Source organism: Ruegeria sp. HKCCE3926 (assembly GCF_017872515.1).
Taxonomy (GTDB): domain Bacteria; phylum Pseudomonadota; class Alphaproteobacteria; order Rhodobacterales; family Rhodobacteraceae; genus Ruegeria.
In genome coordinates this window covers 1,599,468-1,614,762 of the sequence record NZ_JAEDOU010000001.1, presented here as the reverse complement: position 1 = coordinate 1,614,762, position 15,295 = coordinate 1,599,468, and the positions used below count along the sequence as shown (strand labels likewise).

13 protein-coding genes are annotated in these 15,295 nt (G+C 59.9%); 3 read left to right on the top strand and 10 right to left on the bottom strand.

Annotated elements, in window-relative coordinates; genetic code table 11:
- Positions 1-47 precede the first annotated feature (47 nt).
- A complete protein-coding gene (gene mnmH / locus I9184_RS08080) occupies positions 48-1,100 on the top strand; it encodes a tRNA 2-selenouridine(34) synthase MnmH (protein WP_209833632.1) in 1,053 nt (350 codons plus the stop codon).
- Here mnmH and selD read toward each other — a convergent pair.
- Genes selD through I9184_RS08045 form a run of 7 tightly spaced genes read right to left on the bottom strand, consistent with a single transcriptional unit; the run spans position 1,091 to position 9,183 of the window.
- The gene (gene selD, locus I9184_RS08075; protein WP_209833629.1) at positions 1,091-3,250 is read right to left on the bottom strand and encodes a selenide, water dikinase SelD; all 2,160 of its coding nucleotides are present in this window, start codon (positions 3,248-3,250) and stop codon (positions 1,091-1,093) included. The two genes, mnmH and selD, sit on opposite strands and share 10 nt — an antisense overlap.
- 5 nt (positions 3,251-3,255) lie before the next feature.
- Entirely contained in the window at positions 3,256-3,642 is a 387-nt protein-coding gene (locus tag I9184_RS08070) for a Na+/H+ antiporter subunit G (RefSeq protein WP_171633669.1), read from the bottom strand.
- A gap of 7 nt (positions 3,643-3,649) precedes the next feature.
- On the bottom strand, positions 3,650-3,919 hold the full coding sequence (locus I9184_RS08065) for a K+/H+ antiporter subunit F (RefSeq protein WP_152457439.1): 270 nt from the start codon (positions 3,917-3,919) through the stop codon (positions 3,650-3,652).
- On the bottom strand, positions 3,916-4,413 hold the full coding sequence (locus tag I9184_RS08060) for a Na+/H+ antiporter subunit E (protein WP_209833627.1): 498 nt from the start codon (positions 4,411-4,413) through the stop codon (positions 3,916-3,918). The genes I9184_RS08065 and I9184_RS08060 overlap by 4 nt, the downstream gene beginning before the upstream one ends.
- Entirely contained in the window at positions 4,413-5,957 is a 1,545-nt protein-coding gene (locus tag I9184_RS08055; RefSeq protein WP_209833625.1) for a monovalent cation/H+ antiporter subunit D, read from the bottom strand. Before I9184_RS08055 ends, I9184_RS08060 begins: the two co-directional genes overlap by 1 nt.
- Positions 5,954-6,313 (bottom strand): Na+/H+ antiporter subunit C, encoded by a 360-nt coding sequence (locus I9184_RS08050; RefSeq protein WP_171633661.1) that lies wholly within the window; start codon positions 6,311-6,313, stop codon positions 5,954-5,956. The genes I9184_RS08055 and I9184_RS08050 overlap by 4 nt, the downstream gene beginning before the upstream one ends.
- Positions 6,313-9,183, bottom strand: coding sequence for a monovalent cation/H+ antiporter subunit A (locus I9184_RS08045; RefSeq protein ID WP_209833623.1), 2,871 nt, complete (start codon positions 9,181-9,183; stop codon positions 6,313-6,315). The genes I9184_RS08050 and I9184_RS08045 overlap by 1 nt, the downstream gene beginning before the upstream one ends.
- A 223-nt stretch (positions 9,184-9,406) precedes the next feature.
- Here I9184_RS08045 and I9184_RS08040 point away from each other — a divergent pair, with 223 nt between their 5' ends.
- Together I9184_RS08040 and I9184_RS08035 are read left to right on the top strand one after the other, a co-directional pair.
- Complete coding sequence (locus tag I9184_RS08040) at positions 9,407-9,880, top strand: rhodanese-like domain-containing protein (protein ID WP_348539513.1); 474 nt, start codon at positions 9,407-9,409, stop codon at positions 9,878-9,880.
- The gene (locus I9184_RS08035) at positions 9,877-10,701 is read left to right on the top strand and encodes a PHB depolymerase family esterase (RefSeq protein ID WP_209833621.1); all 825 of its coding nucleotides are present in this window, start codon (positions 9,877-9,879) and stop codon (positions 10,699-10,701) included. Before I9184_RS08040 ends, I9184_RS08035 begins: the two co-directional genes overlap by 4 nt.
- On the opposite strand, the gene mdoH is transcribed toward I9184_RS08035, so the two are convergent.
- From mdoH to I9184_RS08020, 3 genes are read right to left on the bottom strand one after another with little or no spacing between them, the layout of a single operon-like run.
- Positions 10,702-12,573 (bottom strand): glucans biosynthesis glucosyltransferase MdoH, encoded by a 1,872-nt coding sequence (gene mdoH / locus I9184_RS08030; protein WP_171723595.1) that lies wholly within the window; start codon positions 12,571-12,573, stop codon positions 10,702-10,704.
- Positions 12,570-14,069: a glucan biosynthesis protein G gene (locus I9184_RS08025; protein ID WP_209833619.1), complete on the bottom strand. Its 1,500-nt coding sequence runs from the start codon at positions 14,067-14,069 to the stop codon at positions 12,570-12,572. Before I9184_RS08025 ends, mdoH begins: the two co-directional genes overlap by 4 nt.
- A complete protein-coding gene (locus I9184_RS08020) occupies positions 14,066-15,283 on the bottom strand; it encodes an OpgC domain-containing protein (RefSeq protein ID WP_209833617.1) in 1,218 nt (405 codons plus the stop codon). The genes I9184_RS08025 and I9184_RS08020 overlap by 4 nt, the downstream gene beginning before the upstream one ends.
- Positions 15,284-15,295 lie beyond the last annotated feature (12 nt).

Below are 15,295 nucleotides of genomic sequence, written 5' to 3'. Positions count from 1 at the left end.
GGGCGTGCGGCCTTTTCTTTGCAAACGCGGCAAGCTAGACCTTCGGCATGGCCCTGACCTTTTCTGATCTGACACAGCTTTATGCGCATGGTTTTGACACGGTCATCGATGTGCGCAGCCCGGCAGAGTTCGCTGAAGATCATCTGCCAGGCGCGATCAACCTGCCGGTTCTGAACAACGAGGAACGCGCCCGTGTCGGGACCATGTATGTACAGGAAAGCCCGTTTCTGGCGCGTAAACTCGGGGCCGCTCTGGTGTTCCGCAATGCGGCCAACCACATCGAGCAACATCTAAGCCACCACGAAGGCAGCTGGCGCCCTCTGGTCTATTGCTGGCGCGGCGGACAGCGTTCCGGGTCATTTACATGGATGCTGCAACAAATCGGCTGGCGCGCGGATGTGATCGAGGGCGGCTATCGCACCTACCGCAGGCTGGTGAATGCGTATTTGTACGATGATCCGTTGCCGCATCGGTTGGTGGCGCTGGATGGCTATACCGGAACGGCCAAGACAGAATTGCTGGCACGTTTGCAGTCACGCGGGGTGCAGGTTCTTGACCTCGAAGCGCTGGCCAATCACCGGGGTTCCCTGCTGGGGGAAAGACCGGGCGGCCAGCCCAGCCAGAAAGCTTTTGAATCGGCCCTAGCAGGGGCGCTTTGTGCGATGGATACGGCGCGCCCGGTCGTCATCGAAGCGGAATCGTCCAAGATCGGCAGCCTGATATTGCCGCCCAGCCTGTGGAACGCTTTGTGTTCAGCCCCACGGGTGAACATCACGGCTCCGCTCGAGGCGCGCGCCGCCTATCTCGTTCAGGCCTACGACGACATCCTGTCTGACGGCGACCGTTTGCGGGACCGGTTGTCGCCGCTGCGCTTTCATCGCGGGCACGAGGTCGTGGATGGTTGGATGCAGCTGATCGAAGCAGGTCAAAAACAGGTGCTGACCCAGGCCCTGATGGAGCAGCATTACGACCCGGCATACGCAAAGGCGCGGCGATCCCGTTCCGTCAAGGTTCTGGCCGATATTGAGATCGCCCTTTTTAACGATGCCGGCCTGAGCGAGGCGGCCACCCGGATCGAAACCCTGCTGGATCAGTCCTGAAGGCGCAGTCCCGGTGCATCGGTGAGCTCGCCGATTGCCATGGCCGGATATCCGGCGTTCCTGAGGTCTTCCAGGACGGTATCGGCATCCTTTGCCGCCACTGCGGCCAGCAGGCCGCCCGCTGTCTGCGGGTCGAATATCAGGGCGGCTTTGCCCTCGGCGGGCAGGGCAGGTGCTATTGCCCGGTTGTCTGCAAAAAGGGTTGATCGAACACCCCGGTCCGTCAGTTCCTGCGCGCCATCCATCAACTCCACGGCATCCAGATCCATCGTGGCCCCGCATCCGGAAGCGTCGCAGATACCTTGCAGATGTCCGGCCAGACCAAACCCGGTCACGTCGGTCATCGCATGGGCCCCGGCCAATATGCGGGCCGCCTTTCCCTGCGGCTGCGCCATGTGCCGGTAGGCTGCGGCGACCCAGGCACCATTGGCCTGGCCTGCCATCTCGGCCGCCATAAGAACGCCGCTTCCTATGGGTTTGGTCAGGATTAGACAGTCGCCCGGTTGCCCGCCGGCCAGCGTTATCGGGTCGCCGTCGCACAGGCCGGTCAGTGTGAATCCGATTGTCATCTCGTCACCCATGGAACTGTGCCCGCCCACGATATCGGCACCGGCGTCCCGCATGACGTCTCCTGCGATCGACATGATTTCCGACATGGTACGGCGTTGCAGGGCAGCAGACATGCGCGGAAGGATGATCGTTGCCGTGGCAGCCTGAGGTGCGGCCCCCATGGCCCACACATCCCCCAGGGCATGTACAGCGGCGATGCGCGCCATAAGTGCGGGATCATTGGTAAAAGCCCGCAGGTGATCTGATGTCATGACCTGCCGAACCCCGCCCGTCTGAAGCAGAGCCGCGTCGTCGCCGGGCAGGGGGATGATATCCGGGCGAACGGGATCGGGCTGCGATTTCAGCGCCACCTGCAATGCTCCGCGCCCGACCTTGGCACCGCATCCGCCACACATCGGTTTATCGCCTAGCGCCTCGACAAGCCCGGCGGCATGTGCGCGCGGCAGCGCGGGGGGCTTCATCTGCGGCAGGTCCCGGAACTTGTTCATGAAAGTTTGGTCGATGTGGTTCTTCCATTTCCACATCATCGCTCCGCTGTGGGACAACCCCAACCGCTCGCCCAGCGCTGATTTGCCGCCCAGCGAAATCAGCTTCAGGTAGTCTTTCTGCGGGATGTACTTGCGCATCCGTCCAGCCCCCAGCGCCGCGCGCAGATTGTCGAACAGAACCGGTGCTTCGCGCACTGCATAAACACCGGCTTTGGGTCTGGGATTGTCCGTAAGATGGGCGCAATCACCGGCGGCAAAAACCACGGGATCGCTGGATTGCAGGTAGCTGTTTACCCGGATGAAGCCATCCTCAAGGTCCAGCCCGGTCTTTTCGATCCAGCCATAGGGGCGGGCTCCGGCCGCACCTGTCACGAAACCGGCCGGGATCTTGCGCCCATCCTGCAAAGCGACGTGATCCGAAGCGATCCGGCTGATCGCGGCGTTTTCGATCACCTCTACACCAAGATCCTGCATCGCACGGCGGATCGTCTCTGCCGCTTTGGGTTTGGTGGCCGTCAAGGCAATGGCATTGTCGATCAGCGTAACCTGCGCTGACCGACCCTTGGCCCTGAGCGCATGAGCCATCGCCATGACCAGTTCAACCCCGGCGATTCCACCGCCGATCACGACGACCGAGGCAGGGCCGTTGCCCGCCAGATAAGCAGCCCATTCTGCCGCGAATGGCCCCAGTGGTTTGGCCGGTACGGCATGTTCCGCAAAGCCGGGCATTGCGGGCATGTCCGAAGTGATCCCAACATTGATCGATGCCACATCGAAACCCACCGGAGGACGCCCGGGAACATGGATTTCCTGACGTTCGGTATCGATTCCATCGACCGCGCCCAGAATGACGCGTGCGCCTGCGAAGCGGGCCAGTCTGACCAGATCGATGTCCAGCCGCCACCGGTCATAATGCCCGGCGACATAGCCTGGCAGCATTCCGGAATACGGGGCCGTCGGGCCGGGGTTTATCACGGTCACACGCGCCCCGGGCAACGGGTCCATCCCCCATTTGCGCAGCAGCAGCGCGTGGGTGTGGCCTCCGCCAACAAGAACCAGATCGCGGGTCAGGGGCAGCGGAGGAATATGCATCGGTTTCAATTCGCGCTATGATCCGGAACGTCTTCGACCTGCTCGACGGCGTGGGTGGCCCAAAGTTCATCCTCGCCGGCATCCGGCAGGTCTTCGGGTTTTTCATGCCGGTGTATGTGCCATTTTGCAATGAACAGGGCCGTGATCGGAGCGGTCAGGAACAGGAACAGAGTGATCAGCAGCTCGTGCAGGGACAGCTTTCCTTCCAGAAGAACAGAATGCACGATCGAAGCCAGAAGCACGCCGCCCACCCCCAAGGTCGTTGCCTTGGTCGGGGCGTGCAGGCGGGACATTGGGTCATTCAGCTTGATCATGCCAAAAGACCCGACAAAGCCGAAGATACCCGAAACGATCAGGAAAAAGGCGATCAGCAGTTCCACGATGAATGTCATCCCGCCCTCATTCGATAATGTTGCCGCGCAACATGAAGCGCGCATAGGCCACGGTGGAAACAAAACCGAGCATGGCAATGATCATGGCGGCCTCGAAAAAGATCTCGGTCCCCTGATCCAACCCATATAGGATCATCAGGGCGATTGTGTTGATTACCATAGTGTCCAAGGCCAGAACCCGGGTGCCGACCCCGTCAGCGGTGATGATACGCCACAGACACATCATGATCGCCGCACCGAAACAGGCAAATGCAAAATAAATCGCGTAGTCGATCATTCGAAAATCTCCTTCAGGCGACGTTCATAGCGCTGTTTGATCTGGTCCCGCACGGCCTCGGGGTCGGGGGCATCAAGACAGTGCACCAGCAGATTATGCCCCTGAGCTGACAAATCACAACTGACGGTGCCCGGAGTCATCGTGATGGTGCCCGCAAGAACCGTGATCGCTTCGGGTGTGCGCAGCTCAAGCGGGACACAGACCCAGTTGGGCTGGCGGTTGTCATTGCGTTTGAACAGGATGATCCGGGCCACCGTCACGTTCGCAACCACGATATCCCAAAGCACCACCAGCATGTATTCCACAACCATTGGCCAGTTGCGAAGCTTGGGACGATCCGGCCAGTAGGGTTGCGTGACGAACGGAATGATGATCCCGAGGATCAGGCCAAAGATCAAAGAGTTCAGCGAAGGCTTGTTCGCTAGCAGAACCCAGACAAGCGTCAGCAAAATCGTCAGGTGAGGGTGCGGGAAAATTCGGCGCAGCAGTTTCATCACTCTTCCCTTCCCAAGACGGCAGAGATGTAGTTTTCAGGGGTAAACAACTGCTCTGCGGTTTTGCTCGTGTACTCCAGGGCCGGACCCGCGAACAGGGTCAGCAGGACCAGACCTGCCACGGCCCCGAACACAGCCGTAAAAGCAAGGCCGGGTTGCGGTTCGGGGGCGGCGGCGGCAGACGCGTTTTCGCCTTCGGCGGTTTCATCGGTTGTGACAACCTCAGCGTCGTAGCTTTTCCAGAAAATCAGCGTCCCGGCACGGGCCAGCCCGACGATGGTGACGAATGATCCAATCAGGATAACGGCCCAGACCGAGGTGGCATCGGATGCATCACGCGAAGCGTCCAGAACCAAAAGCTTGCCAACAAAGCCGGACAACGGCGGCATTCCAGCCATCGCGATGGCGCCGACAAAGAACAGGGCGGCAATCAACCCGCTTTGCGGCATCGGCGGCTTGGGGGCTATGGCCCCTCCCTGCCGTTCCATGATCAGGTCAGCAATGAGGAACAGCAACGCGGTCGCAAGTGTCGAATGGAACACGTAATAAAGGGCGGCAGCCGTCGCGCCGGGCGTGAACTGTGAAATCGCGATCAGCAAAGTACCCATGGACGCGATGGCGCAAAAGGCAACCATGCGGGCAATATGCTGCGAACCCAGAATGCCGATGGCACCGACGGCAAGCGTCAGCAGCGCCGCGGGTTGCAACCAATCGCCAACCAGACCTTGCGTGACTTCGACGTCGGGACCGAAGGCCAGAGTGTACATTCGCAGGATCGAATAGGCTCCTACCTTGGTCATGATTGCAAACAGGGCCGCAACCGGCAGCGGGGCGTTGGCATAGCTGGCGGGCAGCCAGAAGTGCAGCGGCAGAACGGCAGCCTTGATGCAGAAGACCAGCAGCAACAACACCGCACCAACCCGCAACAATGCGGTATCTTCGGCTGGGATCTCCGCAACGCGCACGGCGATGTCCGCCATGTTCAGCGTTCCGGTCACGCCATAGATCGTGCCAAGGGCAAACAGAAACAGGGTCGACCCCAACAGGTTATACGCCACATACTGCACACCCGCTTTCAACCGTACCGCGCCACCGCCATGGGTCATAAGGCCGTAAGACGCGATCAGCAGCACCTCGAAGAACACGAAAAGGTTGAAGGCGTCGCCGGTCAGGAAGGCGCCACAGACGCCCATGAGCTGGAAATGAAACAGCGCGTGGAAATGCTTGCCCCGGTCATCCCAGCCCGAGGCGATGGCATAAAGCACGATCGGCAGGGCCAGCAGGGCGGTCAGCAGAACCATCATTGCGGACATGCGATCCAGCACCATAACGATGCCAAAGGGGGCGGGCCAGTCGCCAAGCTCGTACACCTGAATGTCCCCGCCCGAGGCCTGAGCCGTGATTGTCAGCGCAATCCCAAGCAAAGCCACGACACCCGCGACCGAGAAGATACGTTGCAAGTCCAGATGGTATCGCAGGACCATGATGATGAAAGGGGCCAGAATCGCGGGCAGGACGATCGGCGCAACGATCCAGTGGTTCATGCGTCATCTCCCGGCGCGTCAACACTGTCCTGGGCGGTCATGTCGATATGGTCATTCTTGGCGGACAGGTATGCGCTGAGCGAGATCATCACGATCACGGCGGTCATCCCGAACGAGATCACGATGGCCGTCAGGACCAACGCCTGTGGAAGTGGGTCGGTATAGGGCACGTCCTTGTACTTGTTCAGAACCGCAGGCGCGTTCAGCGCCAGTCGTCCGGTCGCGAACAGGAAAACGTTCACCGCGTATGTGATCAGAGACAGGCCCAGAATGACCGGAAACGTCCGGCGGCGCAGGATCAGGAAGATCCCGGCGGCGGTCATGATACCGACGGCAGAGGCTACGAGCGCTTCCATCAGGCCTGCTCCTTCTCTTGTTGCTCTTCCGGTGGGTTGTCTCGCAGGGGATTGATATCCATCGGGAATTCCTGTGCCATCCCCGGTTGCCACGCAAAGCGGGACAGGCTGTCCAATGCCAGCATGACCGCACCCAGAACCGCCAGGAATACACCTGTATCAAACAGCATGGCGGTGGCCCATTCGAATTCCTCAAGCGGAGGCCAGTTGATGTAGCCGAAATCGCTGGTCAGGAAGGGGCGTTCGTTGAACCACGCGCCCAACCCGGTTGCCGCGGCGATCAGAACACCCCAGCCGATGGTGCCGTGGTAATAGAACCTCTGCCGCTCGATGGCCCAGGTATAGCCGCTGGCCATGTATTGCATCAGATAAGCGATGGCGACGATCAGGCCGGCAATAAAGCCTCCGCCGGGCTGGTTGTGCCCGCGGAAGAAGATGTACGCCCCGACCATCAGTGCGATCGGCATCATGACGCGGGTGACCACAACCATCATCAGCGGATGCGAATCCCCGGATTGCGGCCAATGCGGTTTGCGGTTCAGCAGGTAACTGCGGACATTTGTCCCGAGAACGGATTCCGTCAGCGCAAAGATGATCAGCGCGGCGATGCCCAGAACGATGATCTCGCCAAAGGTATCAAAACCCCGGAAGTCGACGAGGATCACATTGACCACATTGGTGCCGCCGCCGCCTTTGTAGGAATTGGCCAGATGGAACTCTGAAATCGTCGGGAACGCGAAATCGCGCATCATCATCGCGTAGATCAACGCACCGGTGCCAAGGCCCGCGACCACGGAAATCGCCGCGTCCCGCCAGCGCCGCGCCGCTGAACTGTCCCAGGGCGTTTCGGTCGGCAGGAAGTTCAGCGACAGCAACAAAAGGATCATTGTCACCACCTCGACCGAGATTTGCGTCAAGGCAAGGTCCGGGGCCGAGAGATAGTTGAAGGCAATCGAAACGATCAGGCCGACGACACCGATCAATACCAGTGACAAAAGACGATTCCGGTGGAACCACATAATGCCCAGCGTCGCACCCACAAGGCAGATCCAGCCAATGATCGGAATGATCTGAGCCGGCAGCGGAACGCGGGTTTCAATGCCGATGGTTCCGGTCGAATACGCGTAATAGCCCAGGCCAACGGTAAAGGCGACAAAGATGATCGCATAGCGGCTGAGGACTCCGTTGTGCATCTCATCGGTGATCCAGCGGCTCAGCCGGGTCAGCGCTTCTATGATTGCTTCAAAGATCTGCTTGGCTTCGGGGCGGGGCAGGGCGTTCCAGATCCGCTCACCTCGTCTGTGCAACGCCAGTAGGAATAGACCGCCCAGCGTGGCCACGACCGACATGTAAAGCGCCGGTGTGAAGCCATGCCAGAGTTTCAGCGAGTAATACGGAAGCTTCTCGCCGCCGATCACCGTGCTGGACACTACTGCGACCAATGGGCCGACAATGGCCGCGGAATAAAGGCCGATCAGAATGACAAGTACGACTAGGAAAGCGGGCGCAATCCACAACCCAACGGGCGGATCATGCGGATGTGCCGGATAATCTTCCCGCTGAGGTCCAAGAAAGACGTGGCTGACGAAGCGGAAGGAATACGCGGCCGAGAACAACGCAGCCAACAGCGCCAGCCCCGGCACCAGGTAATGAGAGTGCAGCCATGTGGTGTGCACGGTTTCCTCAAGCATCATTTCTTTGGACAGGAAACCGTTCAGAGGCGGCAGCCCGGCCATCGAGAGGGCGGCAATCGTGCCAATGGTGAAGGTGATCGGCATCAGGTGGCGCAAGCCACCCAGTCTTTTGATATCGCGTGTGCCGGTTTCGTGATCCACGATCCCGGCGGTCATGAACAAGGCGGCTTTGAACGTTGCATGGTTGATGATGTGAAACACGGCAGCGACGGCTGCAATCTTTGTGCCAAAGCCCAGCAGCATGGTGATGAGGCCCAAATGCGAAACGGTCGAAAACGCCAGCAGCGCCTTAAGGTCGTCCTTGAACAACGCGATAGACGCGCCAATCAGCATGGTGACCAGCCCCGTCGTGGCGACGATATAGAACCACGCATCCGTGCCAGCCAGAACCGGCCACATCCGTGCCATCAGGAACAGGCCCGCTTTCACCATGGTGGCAGAGTGCAGATAGGCTGAAACCGGTGTCGGCGCGGCCATGGCGTGCGGCAGCCAGAAATGAAACGGGAACTGCGCCGACTTGGTAAAACAGCCCAGCAGGATCAGGATCAGCGCAGGCATGTAGTAGGGTGAGGCCTGGATCAGTTCTTTGTTCTGCAAAATGACGCTGAGATCGTAAGACCCCACGATATTGCCGAGGATCAGCATCCCGGCGATCATCGCCAAGCCGCCAGAGCCGGTGACGGCCAAGGCCATGCGCGCGCCCTGCCGACCTTCGGGAAGGTGCTTCCAATAGCCGATCAGCAGGAATGAGCTGAGCGATGTAAGCTCCCAGAAAACAATCAAAAGCAGGATATTGTCGGACAGGACAATACCAACCATCGCCCCCTGAAACAGCAGCAGGTAGGTATAGAACTGCCCCATCGGATCTTCGCGCGACAGGTAGAACCGTGCGTAGAGAATGATGAGCAATCCAATGACGAGGATCAGCAACGCGAACAAAAACCCCAGGCCGTCCAGCATGAAGTTCGCGTTCAGCCCCAGCCCCGGTATCCAGTCGAACCGGGCGGTCACGACGTCTCCGCGCATCACCGCAGGGGCATGGATCAACAGGCCCATCAGGGCCAGGAATGTGGTTAACCCGGCGGCGGAGGCGGCTGCGTTCCGACCTGCCCGGATCAGCAGGGCAGGAAAAACAGCGCCGAGGAAGGGAAGGGCCGCGATAAGGAATAGGGACAAGTGCGATACTCCGGTCTGGGCGGTCAGTGTGAAGCCAATTTTGTAAGGATATTTTCCCGACTGTCCAGATATTGTAACTTTTTTACAGAGTCCTATTGGCCCCATCAGAAACTCTGCAAGGATTCGAAAAAATGACGTGATCTTGATGCGGGCCGGGTTTTTCAACGCCCCCGTTTCAGACCATCTGTGATAGAACACATGTCAGCGAACAGGAGGCTGAAGCTTGGCCGAGAAAGTGAACCGAGCCCGAAGATGGATGTTGATCGGCGCATGCGCGGCGATTGCAGGCGGGTTTGCGATCAGGGAATACCGTTTGATCCCCGAAGACCACGACGGCGGCCGGATAACGGTTGCCGAGGCCCATGAGCAGGCCTCGAAGGGAAACGTTCTGTTGATCGATATCCGCACGCCGCGTGAATGGCGCGCATCGGGCATAGGCGAAGGTGCCGTGCCGCTGGACATGCGGCGCGAGGATTTTGTCAAAGCACTGACGGAATTGGCTGGCGGCGATCCGGCGACCCCGGTGGCCTTGATTTGCGCGCGCGGCGTTCGCTCGGCACGCCTGAGCAACCGCCTGATCGAAGCTGGATTCACCAATGTGATCGACGTGCCCGAGGGTATGTTGGGTTCGGCCGCAGGGCCGGGATGGGTTCGGGCCGGATTGCCGGTGCGCAAATATGATGAGGATGCAGGATGATCCGGGAATTCAGTCTGGCGTTGGCCTTGGCAGTGACCGGGCAGACCGCTTTCGCGGGGTGTGCCGGTCAAGAGGATACCTGTGAGACACCCATGGGTGCGTATCACATCGAACTGCCCGACGCGGACAATGCGCCCATGGTGGTGTTCCTGCATGGGTATGGCGGCAGCGGGTCGGGCACGATGCGCAATCGCGGGATGGTCGAACCGCTGTTGGAGCGCGGCTATGCGGTGATGGCCCCTGAGGGGTTGGAAAGGCCCGACCGGGGCGGCACCAAAAGCTGGAATTTCTATCCCGGTTTTGGTGAGCGGGACGAAGCCGCCTTTCTGACCGAAGCGGTGCAAGACGCGGCACGGCGGTTTGGCATCGACACTGACCGTGTCCTGCTGGGCGGGTTTTCCGCCGGAGCTTTCATGGTCAACTATCTGGCCTGCGAGAGCCCCGATACGTTCTCGGCCTATGTCCCGGTTTCCGGTGGTTTCTGGCGCCCGCACCCCGAAACCTGCAATGGTTCGATCCGCATGTTCCACACGCATGGCTGGACCGACAATGTGGTGCCGCTGGAAGGGCGCTTGCTGGGCGGAGGACGCTTTCAGCAGGGTGATATCTATGCGGGTCTCGAAATCTGGCGCGATGCGAACGGTTGTGTCGATCACAAACCGACCGGGTTCAGCGCGACGGGTGATTTCATGCGCCGCCGCTGGACCACCTGTGCCGAAGGCAGTGCGCTGGAATTTGCTCTGTTCCCCGGAGGGCACACCGTTCCCGCGGGCTGGGCCGACATGATAATCGATTGGTACGAAGGGCTTCCCGGCAGTTGATCACTCGGCCGGGGTCATGTTGCCTTTGCCTTCGACCAGTCGCTTCAGTTCATCGCGATAGCGGCGCGCTGACCGGGTAATGGCGGGTTCGCTGAAGTCTTCCCGCATTCCGACCATCTTGCGCGCGGCACCTGCCGAGACACCGCTGAGCGCGGACAACGGGATAGCCAGCGCAAGGCTGATGGCGATCGGGGCCAGCCAGACCGACACCAGACCGGACAGGATACCGACGCTCAGCGCCACTCCGCTTACGGTTTCCAGCGCATGGCACAGGATCAGCGTTCGCAGACCATAGGTGCCACCGTCGCGGGCCTGAGGCGACCAGCCGCGCTGAATGCCAAAAGCCGTACGGAACACAGCGATCATCTGTTGAACCATCAGGATCGGAGCGTAAAGGATCGACAACAGAACCTCGGCCAGGAAAGAGGCAAGGAATTTGCGCCCGCCACCGAAATCCGCGTAGCGTACACCGCTCAATGGCAGGGCCAGAACGCCCAGAACCTTGGGGGCCAACAGCATCGCGTACATGACCAGAATGATCAGCACGTGACGGGTTTCCGACATCTCGGGCCATTGCGGGAACAGAGGATTGTCGGGGCTGAAATAATGCAGGACAGAGGCATCCTGACCCTGACCGATCAGCGCCCACATCAACAATAGTGCAAACCACAACGGGGACATCAGATAGCCGACCGCGCCGTGGAACATGTGGAATCGCGATACGGCACGGAATCCGGAAGAACCCAGCAATTTCAGGTGTTGCAAGTTACCCTGACACCAGCGGCGGTCCCGCATGGCGTGATCGATGAGGGTCGGCGGTGTTTCTTCATATGACCCGCGAATACGCGGCAGAAATCGCACGGCCCATCCGGCGCGGCGCAGCAGGCCGGCCTCGACGAAATCGTGGCTCATGATCAGCTTGTCCTGACCGCTGAACGAACGCAGCTTGGGCAGGCCGGCGCTGGTGGCAAAGGCCTTGGTGCGGATAATCGCGTTATGGCCCCAATAGTTGCCTTCTTGCCCGCACCAACGGGCCAGACCTTCGGCAAAGGCGATGCCATAGACACCATTTGCAAATTGCTGCATCCGGGCAAAGACTGACTGTGCGCCTATCAACTGCGGATAGCTTTGAATCAAGCCCGCACCCGGATCGCATGCCAGTGCATCAGTCAGGCGATGGATTGCGCGCCCGGTCATCAGGCTGTCAGCATCCAGCACCAGCATGGCATCCCAATCCGCGCCCCAACGGCTGACCCAATCGGCGATGTTGCCAACTTTGCGGTCGGTATTCTGTTCGCGGCGGCGATAATACAGCTCAAGCCCGGGTGCCAGGGTGGTGCGCAGTGCTTCGACGCTGGCCTGTTCCTGCGCCGCAATCTCGGGATCGCGCGTGTCCGACAGAATGAACATGGCATAGTGGTGTTTACCGCCGCGCGCCTGAAGATCCTCCAGCATGGTGCGGGCATTGCCCAACACGTTCCAGGGGACTTCATTGTAGACCGGGGTCAGCAGGGCCACCCGCAGGGGTTGCGCCGCGGTCCGACGCTCAGGCCGTTCCTGTTTCGCCAGCGACACCATGCCCAGCAAAACAGTGCAGACGGTGAAGGAAATCCAGAAGAAGTTGAACGAAATCAAGGTCAAAAGGATGGCTTCGACCACGTTGATGCCTTCCGCGCCGAACCAGTCGCTCATGACCCACAGCAAGGCCAGAGTGGCGGCCATCGCGGGCGAAAAAGCCAGCGCGCGCCAGAAACCGGCAGCGGATTTGTGCTGACCGGAAGGCGCATCGGCATCCCGGAACCGTGCGCTGAAGTTCTGCGCAGGCATCGCCAGAGGGGCCTCGGGCGGCATGATATGCAGATCGCGGCTCATGTGGTCCAACGGTACAGCCAGACCTCTGAGGCAGGCTGTTTGTCTTTCAACAATTGTGCGCGCAACTCGACATGGTTGCGTTCGCCGGGCTGGAATGAAAACGCCAGCCGTGGACCGCCGGTATCCGGGTTGCGCTGCAAGACGCCTTCCGAAGTTTCCGCATGTGGCGAATCCACAAAGACCGTGATTGCGCCCAGGTCCTCGAACAGTTCGCTGTCTTCAAAATCGATGATGGCCAGCCGGCCTTCGCCAAAGGTGTTCTCGCCCATCGAGGTGTTGATCACGCGTGGCATCGGTGTGCGCTGGGGTTCTTCCCCCCAGATCAGGCGATAGGACAGGTCGACCTGACTGCCTGCCGCATAGGGTTCAGCGGGCCGCCAATATGCAACGATGTTGTCATAGATTTCCTGATCTGCCGGGATCTCGACCAGCGTGACCGAGCCTTTGCCCCAATCTTCAAGGGGCTCGACCCACAGGCCCGGGCGTTTGTGATAATTGGCTTCAAGATCGGCATAGTCCGAAAACTCTCGTTTGCGCTGCATCAGACCAAACCCGCGCGGGTTTGTGTCGACGAAGGATGAAACCTGCAATCGGGTCGGGTTGGCCAACGGACGCCACAGCACTTCGCCTGCGCCATTGCGGATCAGCAGGCCGTTGCTGTCGTGCACAGCAGGGCGGAAATCGTCGAACCGGCTGTGGTTGGTCTGGTCGAACAGGAACATCGAAGTTCCCGGAGCAATGCCCACATGGGACAGGTCTTCGCGCGGGAACAGCGTTGCCTCGATATCCATGATGCAATCCGCGCCCGCCGTGACGTTGAAACGATAGGCGCCGGTCACGCTGGGGCTGTCCAGCAATGCATGCACGACCATGTTGCGTTGGCCCGGTTCGGGACGTTCCAGCCAGAACCGGATGAATTCGGGGAATTCCTCGCCATCCGGATCGCCGGTTTTCAACGCCAGACCCCGCGCGGACAGTCCGTAAACCTCGTGCAGACCGATGGCGCGGAAATAGCTGGCCCCCTGCCAGACGCAGAATTCATCTGTCTTGCCGGGGCGGTGCATTTCAGTGCGCAGGCGCAGGCCCGAGAAGCCCAGCGTGTCATCGATCGGCAGTTGCGGCACGTCTTCTGACTTGTCGAACATTTCCAGATCGAAGGCGACCGGCTTGGTCATGCCGTTCTCGACCGTTTCCACCTTGACGGTGCGCGGGAAATAAAGGCCGGGGGTGAAGAAATCCACGTTGAAGGGCGTCTCGGTTTCATACCACAGCGCCCGGTCAAGCCGGAACCGGATGGAACGGTACTGCTGATAGGTCAGATCCTGCCATTCCTGCGGTACCATCTCGCGTTCCACATAGGGGCGGCTGGCCAGATCGCGGGCCGCCTCGATTACATAGTCGCGGTCAAAAGGCGTCTCACCGCTCGTCGCATAAGCGGATGGAGCGAAGGCCAAAGCAGTCGTCGAGACGAGGAATGCGCGACGGGAAAAATTCATTTCTTCGACTTCCAGGGTTGTGACTTGAACCAAGCTGCCAGATAGGCAACGCCGATGATCATCGCAAACCCAATAATGTTGGCGACAAAGACAGTGGCGACATCCCGCCCAGCCTGATCCAGCGCGACACCGATCAGCCGTGCCGCAGCCATGGAAAACACAAATACGGCAAGGGATTGCTGGCCGACCTTGGTGACGACGGCCAGCAGGATTTGCCAGATACGTGCGCCCACACCATGACCCGTCGCGATCAGGCGGTGGCCGTGTTCGCCCGCTGCAACCCATCCCAGATAGGCCAGCGACAGAAAGTGGACATATCGAAGAAGGCCGAACTCGGTTTTGCCACGCAGCTCTTCGGTCAGGGGCCAGCCCTTGCGGATCACTGCGCCAAGCTCGGGTGCAGCCGTGTTGATCCAGGTGGAGACTTTCCATGACCCGAACGGGGCTGACAACACGACAAAGGCAATCGCCACCCAGATCAAGGATTTCGACACGGGCGGGGCCGGAATCCAACCGCGCATGAAGGCAAAGCCGGTGAAAAACAGCAATTGCCATCCGAAGGGGTTGAAGAACCACTGGCGCTGGGACCAGGGTTCAGCGGGAAGGGCAAGCGCGCCGGTTTGCGCGACGAACCAGATGGCCACGCAAACTGCCGCCATCAGCCAGAAACTGACTCGATAGAGCGCCATGTAAAGCGGCATAAGCGCCAGTACGACCAGATACATCGGCAGGATATCGAAGTAGTTCGGCACATAGGTCAGTGTGAAAATCCCGACCATTTGCGGGGCCGGGTCATTGAAGAAATGCTGAAGGTTCAACGACGAGACATAGGTTTTCTCGAACGCGCCGGTCTGATCCAACGCGGCCATTGTCATTGCAACAAAGAAGAACAGGGCAATATGCGCCCAATAGACCTGCCAGATGCGGTAGGCCACTCGGGCGGTGCCCATCCACCATCCCTTGCGCAGAAATGCCCCGCCAAACGCAATGGCCGAGGCCATGCCCGAGCAGAACACAAAAATCTCGGTAGCGTCCGAGTACCCAAAGCGGGCAGGAATCCACTTTGCCCAGGGGTCGTTGGGAATATGGGCGATCAGGATGATGAACATCGCGATGCCGCGATAGAAATCCAGACGCGGATCCCGCGCACTGGCGGGGGCCGCGGCCGGGGCCGCAGCGGGTACAAAATCAGAAGCGGGCGATATGGTCGCCATACGTTTTCTGTC

Bases quoted from the DNA above. Each gene is read 5' to 3' on its own strand.
- mnmH (WP_209833632.1), top strand. From the start codon at position 48: ATGGCCCTGACCTTTTCTGATCTGACACAGCTTTATGCGCATGGTTTT.
- selD (WP_209833629.1), bottom strand. From the start codon at position 3,250: ATGCATATTCCTCCGCTGCCCCTGACCCGCGATCTGGTTCTTGTTGGC.
- I9184_RS08070 (WP_171633669.1), bottom strand. From the start codon at position 3,642: ATGACATTCATCGTGGAACTGCTGATCGCCTTTTTCCTGATCGTTTCG.
- I9184_RS08065 (WP_152457439.1), bottom strand. From the start codon at position 3,919: ATGATCGACTACGCGATTTATTTTGCATTTGCCTGTTTCGGTGCGGCG.
- I9184_RS08060 (WP_209833627.1), bottom strand. From the start codon at position 4,413: ATGAAACTGCTGCGCCGAATTTTCCCGCACCCTCACCTGACGATTTTG.
- I9184_RS08055 (WP_209833625.1), bottom strand. From the start codon at position 5,957: ATGAACCACTGGATCGTTGCGCCGATCGTCCTGCCCGCGATTCTGGCC.
- I9184_RS08050 (WP_171633661.1), bottom strand. From the start codon at position 6,313: ATGGAAGCGCTCGTAGCCTCTGCCGTCGGTATCATGACCGCCGCCGGG.
- I9184_RS08035 (WP_209833621.1), top strand. From the start codon at position 9,877: ATGATCCGGGAATTCAGTCTGGCGTTGGCCTTGGCAGTGACCGGGCAG.
- mdoH (WP_171723595.1), bottom strand. From the start codon at position 12,573: ATGAGCCGCGATCTGCATATCATGCCGCCCGAGGCCCCTCTGGCGATG.
- I9184_RS08025 (WP_209833619.1), bottom strand. From the start codon at position 14,069: ATGAATTTTTCCCGTCGCGCATTCCTCGTCTCGACGACTGCTTTGGCC.
- I9184_RS08020 (WP_209833617.1), bottom strand. From the start codon at position 15,283: ATGGCGACCATATCGCCCGCTTCTGATTTTGTACCCGCTGCGGCCCCG.